At 68.2% G+C, this 7,901-nt stretch carries 9 protein-coding genes; 4 read left to right on the forward strand and 5 right to left on the reverse strand.

The features are described from left to right. The 4 genes from FW784_RS10975 to FW784_RS10990 form a co-directional block, all read left to right on the forward strand. On the forward strand, positions 1-222 hold a 222-nt coding region (locus FW784_RS10975), incomplete at its 5' end, for a flagella basal body P-ring formation protein FlgA (RefSeq protein ID WP_149353386.1). A 101-nt stretch (positions 223-323) separates the two neighbouring features. Then, a complete protein-coding gene (gene flgM, locus FW784_RS10980; protein ID WP_149353387.1) occupies positions 324-635 on the forward strand; it encodes a flagellar biosynthesis anti-sigma factor FlgM in 312 nt (103 codons plus the stop codon). A 13-nt stretch (positions 636-648) separates the two neighbouring features. Next, entirely contained in the window at positions 649-1,008 is a 360-nt protein-coding gene (locus FW784_RS10985; RefSeq protein WP_149353394.1) for a flagellar protein FlgN, read from the forward strand. Beyond that, positions 1,005-2,258: an ATP-binding protein gene (locus FW784_RS10990; protein WP_425481637.1), complete on the forward strand. Its 1,254-nt coding sequence runs from the start codon at positions 1,005-1,007 to the stop codon at positions 2,256-2,258. The genes FW784_RS10985 and FW784_RS10990 overlap by 4 nt, the downstream gene beginning before the upstream one ends. Here the strand turns inward: FW784_RS10990 and FW784_RS10995 are convergent. From FW784_RS10995 to FW784_RS11015, 5 genes are all read right to left on the reverse strand, one after another. Then, entirely contained in the window at positions 2,247-3,278 is a 1,032-nt protein-coding gene (locus FW784_RS10995) for a sensor domain-containing diguanylate cyclase (RefSeq protein WP_149353389.1), read from the reverse strand. The two genes, FW784_RS10990 and FW784_RS10995, sit on opposite strands and share 12 nt — an antisense overlap. 77 nt (positions 3,279-3,355) lie before the next feature. Beyond that, on the reverse strand, positions 3,356-5,095 hold the full coding sequence (locus FW784_RS11000; protein ID WP_149353390.1) for an EAL domain-containing protein: 1,740 nt from the start codon (positions 5,093-5,095) through the stop codon (positions 3,356-3,358). 57 nt (positions 5,096-5,152) lie between these two features. Next, positions 5,153-6,583, reverse strand: coding sequence for a M28 family peptidase (locus FW784_RS11005; protein ID WP_149353391.1), 1,431 nt, complete (start codon positions 6,581-6,583; stop codon positions 5,153-5,155). Positions 6,584-6,649: 66 nt separating this feature from the next. Further along, positions 6,650-7,096 (reverse strand): large-conductance mechanosensitive channel protein MscL, encoded by a 447-nt coding sequence (mscL, locus tag FW784_RS11010; RefSeq protein ID WP_149353392.1) that lies wholly within the window; start codon positions 7,094-7,096, stop codon positions 6,650-6,652. Next, the gene (locus FW784_RS11015) at positions 7,089-7,796 is read right to left on the reverse strand and encodes a fumarylacetoacetate hydrolase family protein (RefSeq protein ID WP_149353393.1); all 708 of its coding nucleotides are present in this window, start codon (positions 7,794-7,796) and stop codon (positions 7,089-7,091) included. Before FW784_RS11015 ends, mscL begins: the two co-directional genes overlap by 8 nt. Positions 7,797-7,901 lie beyond the last annotated feature (105 nt).

Below are 7,901 nucleotides of genomic sequence, written 5' to 3' on the forward strand. Positions count from 1 at the left end.
GCGGTGGTCTCCGCCGGGGACCTTGCGGACGGCGCCGGTGCGCTGAAACGCGGCGATCCGGTCGTCATCGTGTCGCGCGCGGGAGGCATCGAGGTGCGCATGGGCGGCCGGGCGCTGGGGGGCGCCATGGGCGGGGCGGTCGTGGCTGTCGAGAACCTGGAGTCGAAGCGGATCGTGAGGGGCAGGCTGGTGGGCGACGGGGTGGTCGAAGTCCTGCAATGACCGCTCGTCTGAACCGCGGCGAAAAATCTGTGGCGCAGGCCTCAAGTCGGGACGGCGGTCGCCGTTACTTGCCATGACCGCTCATAACCCCGGAGTTCGTCGTGACCACCAAGATCGATGGCCTGGGCCCAGTCCCGGCACGCGTCGTGGATACAACTGCATCGGCTGCGGCCCGTGCAGGCAGTGACCGTTCCAAACCCGTCGGCGCCACTGCGGCGGCTGATAGCGTCCGCCTCACCGGCGAGGCCACCGGCCTGCAGGCGGCGGTCGAAAACCAGCTCGGCCAGTCGGCACCGCTCGACATGGCCAAGGTCAGTGCCGTTCGGGCCGCGCTCGCCGACGGCAGCTACCGGGTAGATCCGCAGGAAATCGCGAATCGCCTGGTCGCACTCGAGCGCCGGATGCTGGGATGACGCCATGCACGCCATGTCCTTGAATGCCCCGTCGCCCACGCAGGTGGGAGAAGCGCTCGACGCGCTCGAGCAGGCGTTGCAGGACGAGCGGCGCGCATTGATCGACAACGATGCCGAGGCATTGCTGCACTCCACGCAGGCCAAGATCGTCGCCCTGCGTCGTACCGAAACGCTGCGGCCCGGCCATGCCGAGGCGACGCGCGTCACCGCGTTGAGCGAGCTCAACCGTTCCAACGGAATCCTGCTCGCCCGTCGACGCCGCGAGGTGTCCTGGGCGCTGCGCCACCTGGGTCGCGTGGAGAGTTCCGGCGTGTACGATGCCGGAGGTCAGGCGGGCATGCGCCCGCAATCGCGATGCCTGGGCGTGGGATGAGCGCAAACGAACTTCAGCAATCGTCGAAACCGTCGAACCACTGGAGCGCGCAGATGCGATGGGCGGCCGATGTCGCCCCGATGGCCGTGCTTCTGCTCGGCGCCGATGGCCGCCTGGACTACGCGAATGCGAGTGCTCGTCGCCTCGCGGCCCGGCTGGACGCCACGCTCGATGAATCGGATGCCCTGGCGTGCCTGCTCGCCCTCGGCACCGATGCCGAATGGGCGATGGCATCCGCGCAGGGCCACTCGAGGCGCGAGGTGGAACTGCGGGCCGGCTTCACCGTGGCCGTCGAAGCTTTCTGCGGCAGCGGTGACAATGCCGGTCTGCGGTTCCTCGCACTGACCGACATCTCGCTGCGCTCGGAGCGCGAGCGGCAATTGCAACAGCGCCATGACGAGCTCGAGCGCGCGTATCGATCGCTGTCCGGCGCGCAGGAGCAGCTGCTGCAGTCCGAAAAGATGGCGTCGATCGGCCAGCTCGCCGCAGGCGTCGCGCACGAGATCAACAACCCGATTGGCTACGTGCACAGCAACATCGGCACGTTGCGCGACTACATGGCATCGCTGTTCGGAATGATCGATGCCTACGCCCTGGCGATGGCTGCCCCGGACCCGGCGGTGCATCGAGACGAGTTGCGTGCGCAGCGCGAGAAACTCGACATCGAGTTCATCCTCGGCGACCTGCCGCAGCTCCTCGAGGAGTCGCGCGAAGGCATCGAGCGCGTGACGCGAATCGTGCAGGACCTCAAGGAGTTCTCGCACGTCGGGCGCAACGAGACCATGCGTCCTTCCGACCTCATCAAGGGTCTGGAATCCACGCTCAACATCGTGTGGAACGACCTCAAGTACAAGGTCAAGCTCGACAAGATCTACAGCGAGATGCCGGCCGTCGAATGCCTGCCGTCCGAGATCAACCAGGTCTTCATGAACCTGCTGATCAATGCCGGGCAGTCGATCACCGAACGCGGAACGATCACGCTCGCCTGCGGACAGGAAAACGGCGAGGCGTGGGTCAGCATCGCCGACAGTGGCTGCGGCATTGCGGAAGAAACGCTCGGGCGCATCTTCGATCCGTTCTTCACGACCAAGCCGATTGGCAGCGGTACCGGGCTGGGACTCGCGATCTGCTACCGCATCGTCGAGAAGCACCACGGCCACATCGACGTGCAGAGCGCGGTGGGGCGTGGCACGACCTTCCGCGTGGTGCTGCCGATCAAGCAGCCCGACGTCGCCGATTCAGTGGCCTGACGCGGCACCGCCGGCGTCGAGCATCTGCGGGCGTTCGCGCCGCGCGCGCCTTGCCGCGTCCCTTGCCGCGTCCGCGCGCGCGAGCACCGCTTCCACACTGTCGCCCGGCTGCGCCTGCACCAGGCCGACGCTCGCGCCCTCCGACTTCACCTGCACGCCGTCGAGATCGAACGCGGTCACGCTGCGCCGCGTCAGCCAGCTGCGGAGAACTTCCTCCGAGCGGCGCGCGTCGCCCGTGAGGACCGGGGCGATCACGATGAACTGATCGTCGCCCACGCGCCCCAGCAGGTCCGCGCTGCGCAGCGATGCGCGCAGGCGCTCGGCCATCGCGACGAGGAAGCGTTCGCCGACCTGGCCGCCGTGACGGTCGTTGACGGACTTGAAGTCGTCCAGGTCGATGAAACCGACGAGCAGGCCCATGCCGTCCCGGCGCGTCCACGCGAGCATGCGCTCGAGCGTTTCGCGCACGTACTCCCGGTTCGGAAGTCGCGTCAGCGGATCCTTGCGCACGAGCGTGGCCAGCTGCTGCTGCGTGTTCTCGTAGTCGCGCAGAAGGCTTTCGCGCGCGGCGAATTCGCCGATCAGCCGCGCGATGACGTCCGGCGCCCAGACCGCGTTGGTCGTCTTCGCCACCTCGTGCTGGCTGAGCCCGCACAAGGTGCCGAGCACCTGGCCGTCGACGCGCACGGGCACGGATACGAACGTGCGGATCTTGTATTCGCGCGCGATCCAGAGGTCGGCGAAGGGCGTGCCGGCGCACTGCACGTACAGCCGTCCCTCGTCGAATGCACGCTTGCACAGCGTGTCGGTCCACGGAATGCACAGGCCTTCGGCGATGCCGATGCCCTCGTCGTGCACGTAGGCGACGCGTTGCATGCCGGGTGATTCGTCGGGCTCGGTGAGCAGCGCGGCCTGCATCCCGGTCGAATGCACCATGAGCCGCAACAGCGGGCGCACGAGATCCTCTCCGGTGCGGGCGCCGGATACCAGTTCAGCCAGATGCGCGAGGCGCTGACCCATTGTTGCCTGCCTGACGAGGCGCCAACGCGTGACGTTACCCGTCGTTTGTTAGAGATCGGTGAGGATGTTCACGGACGCTAGAAACCGGTTTCCTCGCCCGCGGCCCGGCGTTCGTGCGCGCGGAAGGCGGCCTGGATGTGCTCGCGCAACTCGTCGTCATTCCAGGGCTTCGTCAGGAACCGGTAGATCGCGCCCTGGTTGACCGCCTCCGTGATGGTGGCAAGGTCGGTGTAGCCCGACAGCACCATGCGCACGGTGTCGGGGTAGAGATCGCGCACCCGGCCCAGGAATTCGGTGCCGCTCATGTCGGGCATTCGCTGGTCGGAGAGGATGACCTGCACGCGGTTGCTGGCGAGCAGGTCGAACGCCTCGCGTACGGAGTTGGCGGTGAGGATCTGGTAGCCGTCGCGCCGGAACAGGCGCACCAGCGAACGAAGCACGTTCTCCTCGTCGTCCAGCAAGAGCAACGTGCGCTCCGGTCGCGTGTGCGCGAACGCTTCCGGCAGCAGGAACCTCTTGCGGATCAGTTCGGCCAGCGCCTCGGCCGGCTGCGGTGCGCTGAAGATGTAGCCCTGGAAGAAGTCGCAATGATTGCGCCGCAGGAAGCCGAGTTCGGCCTCGCTCTCCACGCCCTTGGCGCAGACCTTCATGTCCAGGCGGTGGCCCATCGCGATGATGCCGCGCACGATCGCCGCGGAGCGCGTGTCGCTGGTGACGTTGCGTATGAAGCTGCGGTCGATCTTCAGCCGATCGAGCGGGTATTGCGCCAAGGCGGCGAACGCGAGTCCGCCGAGGCCGAAGTCCTGCACGGTCAGGCAGGCGCCGAGCTCGCGCAGGCCCACCAGCGTTTCGTAGGTGTGGCGGGCATCCAGCGACAGGGCGTTTTCCGGCACCTCGAATTCGAGTGCGCGGCCCGGAATATTGAGACGGTGCAGCAGTTCGCCGATGCGATCGCGACAGTCGGGTTGCGAAAGCATCGTGGTGGGCAGGTGCATCGATATGGTGAGGTAGTCGATGCCTTCGTCGCGCCACTGTGCGAGCTGCCGGGCCGCAGCTTCGACGACCCACGAACCGAGCCGGGCCGAAAGGCCGACGCGTTCCACGATGTCGAGGAAGCGGTTCGGTCGCAGCAGCCCGTTGCTCTCCGAATTCCAGCGCAGCAGCGCCGAAAAGCCGGCGAGCGAGCCATCGTGCCCGTTCACGAATGGCTGGTAGAAGAGGCGGAACTCGTCTCGATCGAATGCGTCGGCGAAGCGCTGCGCGAAGCCGTCGTTGATCGGGCCGCGCTCGGGGCGGCCGCTGTAAAGGCCCACGTTGTCCAGGCCGGTCTGCTTAGCGTGGCGCAGCGCGTGCTCGGCGGTTGCGAGCAACGCCGCGGCGTTCTGCGCGTGGTCGGGAAACACCGCGATGCCGATCGACAACGTGATCGGCAACGTATAGGGCGGGATCGACAGCGGCACCTCGAACGCATCGCGCAGGCGCTCGGCCAGTGCTTCGCCGTCGGTCTCGCCTTCGCGGTAGCCGATGCCCGCGATGAACTCGTCGGTGCCGCGACGCCATAACCAGGCGTCCGCCGGCATCGCGTTGCGCAGGCGTTGCGCGACGGCGGCGAGCACCTGGTCGCCGACGGTCTCGCCCATGTTGCTGTTGATCGACCCGAACATGTCGATGTCGATGTGCAGCAACGCGACCTTGCGGCGCGTGGCGGCTGCCGCGGCGATGGCGGTCGCGAGGCTCGGCCCGTTCGCGCCCAGCCGGTAGATCCCGGTAACCGGATCGACCGGCACGCTGCCGTATTCGTCGTAGCGCTGTTCCATGGCTCGAGCCCAAGTGTTCGCGATGGCGCGCGTCGTGCGCGCCGCCGCGAGTTGCGGTCAGTGGCTCGCGGAGGCGTCCGCGGGCTTGGCCGAGCTGCCGAAGCTGCCGTCGGCCGACGCGGCCAGGTAGGCGAATACGGCGTACGCCGCGGCGTTCTGCTGGATCGCGCCGGGGTCGATCTTGTCGAAGGTGTCGTCGGGCGTGTGGTGCAGGTCGAAGTAGTGCGTGCCGTCCTGGGCCAGCGACGCCCACGCCAGGCCCTGCTGCGCGAACGGGCCCACGTCCGAGCCCGGGCCTTCGCCCTTGCCGGCCTCCAGCCGCGTGATGCCGAGTGGCGCGAGCGCCGACAGGATCTGCTCGTCGGCCTCGTGCGCGTTTTCCGGCAGTGAACTCGCGTAGCCGTAGATGCGGTCGGCGCCGAAGTCGCTCTCCGCGCCGATCTGATGCTTCGTGATCTGCGGCAGGTGCGCGGCGGCGTAGGCGCGACCGCCGTGCAGGCCCTGCTCCTCGTTCGCGAATGCCACCACGCGGATCGTGCGCGCCGGGTGCTTCGGCATCTTCGCGATGAGCGCGCCGGCGGCCATGCTGATGCCCACGCCGGCACCGTCGTCGATCGCGCCCGTGCCGAGGTCCCAGGAATCAAGGTGCCCGCCGATCAGCACCACTTCGTCGGGCTTGGAACTGCCGCGCACTTCGCCGATCACGTTGTACGAGGTCGCCTCGCCGTTCCAGCCGCAGTCGAGCGCGAGGCGGACGCGCTGCGGGCCCATCGCGACCAGTCGCGAAAGCTGTTGCGCATCAGGCGATGCGAGCGCGGCGGCGGGGATCGGGCTGACGCCGTCGTCGAAACGGGTGATGCCGGTGTGCGGCATGCGATGGGAGTCGGTGCCGGCCGAGTGCATGAGGTAACCGATGGCGCCCTTGCTCGCGGCGGCGGTCGGGCCGCGCGTGCGGATCCGCGAGCCCATGCCGTAGTCGGCGCCATCGCGCTTGGGTTCCATCTGGAAATCCAGGAACGCGATCTTGCCGGCGAGGGAGCCGGCGGGCGCGGCTTCCAGCGACGCGAAGTCGGTAAAGCGCACCACGTCGCCTTCGACGGCGCCGCCCGGGCTGCCACCCAGCGCCGTGAGCGACAGGGGTTGCGAATGCGCGCCAAGCACGGCGCCGTGTTCGCTGCGACGCTCCCACTTGGGAAACGTCACCGGCTCGGTCCACACCTTCTCGTAGCCGAGCGACTTGAATTTCGCCTTCGCCCATTCGACTGCGCGCGCATCCGCTTCGCTGCCCGCCATGCGCGCGCCGACTTCCGTCGTCAGCGACTCCGTGATGCGATACGCAAGGTCGCTGGCCAGCGCCTGGTCACGCAGCTTGGCCGCCTGGGACATCGCGGCATCGGGAATCCGCACGGCTTTCGGCGCTTTCGCGGCGGAGGCGGGTAATGCCCCGAGGGCAAGAGCGAGTGCCGCCACGATCAGCCGAATGCGCATGCGTTAAACCCCGTCGTAAACCCCGGAGCTTAGCAATGCGCCCTCGGGTTCAGGGCATGGCGTTGGTCACGGTTCGGCGCGCGGGCGTTGTGTGAGCAGGTCGCGGATTTCCCGCAGCAGCACGACGTCCTCCGCCGGCGGGGGTGCCTGCGTGGGCTCCCGCTCGCGCAGGCGGTTGTAGGTGCGCAGGAAAAGGAAGATCACGAAGGCGATGATCACGAAGTCGAGCGCCGCCTGCAGCACGGCGCCGTACTTGAGCGCGATCTCCGGCGAGACCACCCGGCCTGCACCGCCGAGCACCGCCGGCTTCAGCACGAGCTTCCACTGGTCGACCTTGATGCCATTGGTGGCGGTGGACAGCAACGGCATCACGATGCCGTCGACCAGTGCGCTCACGATCTTGCCGAACGCGGCGCCGATGACCACGCCGACCGCGAGGTCGACCACGTTGCCGCGCGCGATGAACTCGCTGAATTCCTGCAGGAATCCGTGCCGGGCAGTGGAATCAGGCAACGATCCGGCCTTCGAGCGCGATGACGTCGTCGAGCGAGGCGCGAAAGGTATCGCCCGGCTGCAGGGGCCCCACACCCGCGGGCGTACCCATGAAGACGAGGTCGCCGGCCTTGAGTGCGTAGAGCTTCGAGAGCTCGTGCAGGATGTCCTGCACGTTCCAGACGAGGTCGTCGAGCGCGCCGTGCTGGCGACGGGCGCCGTTGACGTCCAGCGAGATGGCGTGCGTCGCGTAGTCACCCACGCGCGCCGCCGGCACCAGCGCGCTCATCGGCGCCGAATGGTCGAAGGCCTTGCCGGTATCCCAAGGCAGGCCCTTGGCTTTCGCCGCGGACTGCAGGTCGCGCCGGGTCAGGTCGAGGCCCACGCCGTAGCCGAACACGAGGCCGAGCGCATCGGCCGGGTCGATCTCGCCCGGTGGCGCATCCACCCCCAGCGCGACAACCAGTTCGACCTCGTGATGCAGGTCATGCGTGCCGGGCGGGTAGGGCACGCGGCCGTCGAGCACGATGGCGTCGGCGGGTTTGAGGAAAAACACCGGCGTGCCGCGGTCGGACGTTGACGTCGGCACTGTCGCGCGCATCTCGCGCGCGTGTTCCGCGAAGTTGCGGCCGACGCAGTAGATGCGGCGGACCGGGAAGTGGTCGGGTGTGCCGTCGACCGGGATGCGCACGGGCGCGTGCGCGCCAACGACGTCGACCATGGCTCAGCGCGTGAGCAGGGGCGTGGGTACGACGCGGTAGTCGCCGTCGAGCACGCGGCCGCGCGATGCCACCGGCGGTGCCGGGCGCAGCAGGCGCCAGCCGAG

Origin of the sequence: Cognatilysobacter lacus (assembly GCF_008274655.1) — a bacterium.
GTDB classification, from domain to species: domain Bacteria; phylum Pseudomonadota; class Gammaproteobacteria; order Xanthomonadales; family Xanthomonadaceae; genus Cognatilysobacter; species Cognatilysobacter lacus.

Bases quoted from the DNA above. Each gene is read 5' to 3' on its own strand.
- FW784_RS10985 (WP_149353394.1), top strand. From the start codon at position 649: ATGTCCTTGAATGCCCCGTCGCCCACGCAGGTGGGAGAAGCGCTCGAC.
- FW784_RS10990 (WP_425481637.1), top strand. From the start codon at position 1,005: ATGAGCGCAAACGAACTTCAGCAATCGTCGAAACCGTCGAACCACTGG.
- FW784_RS10995 (WP_149353389.1), bottom strand. From the start codon at position 3,278: ATGGGTCAGCGCCTCGCGCATCTGGCTGAACTGGTATCCGGCGCCCGC.
- FW784_RS11000 (WP_149353390.1), bottom strand. From the start codon at position 5,095: ATGGAACAGCGCTACGACGAATACGGCAGCGTGCCGGTCGATCCGGTT.
- FW784_RS11005 (WP_149353391.1), bottom strand. From the start codon at position 6,583: ATGCGCATTCGGCTGATCGTGGCGGCACTCGCTCTTGCCCTCGGGGCA.
- FW784_RS11015 (WP_149353393.1), bottom strand. From the start codon at position 7,796: ATGGTCGACGTCGTTGGCGCGCACGCGCCCGTGCGCATCCCGGTCGAC.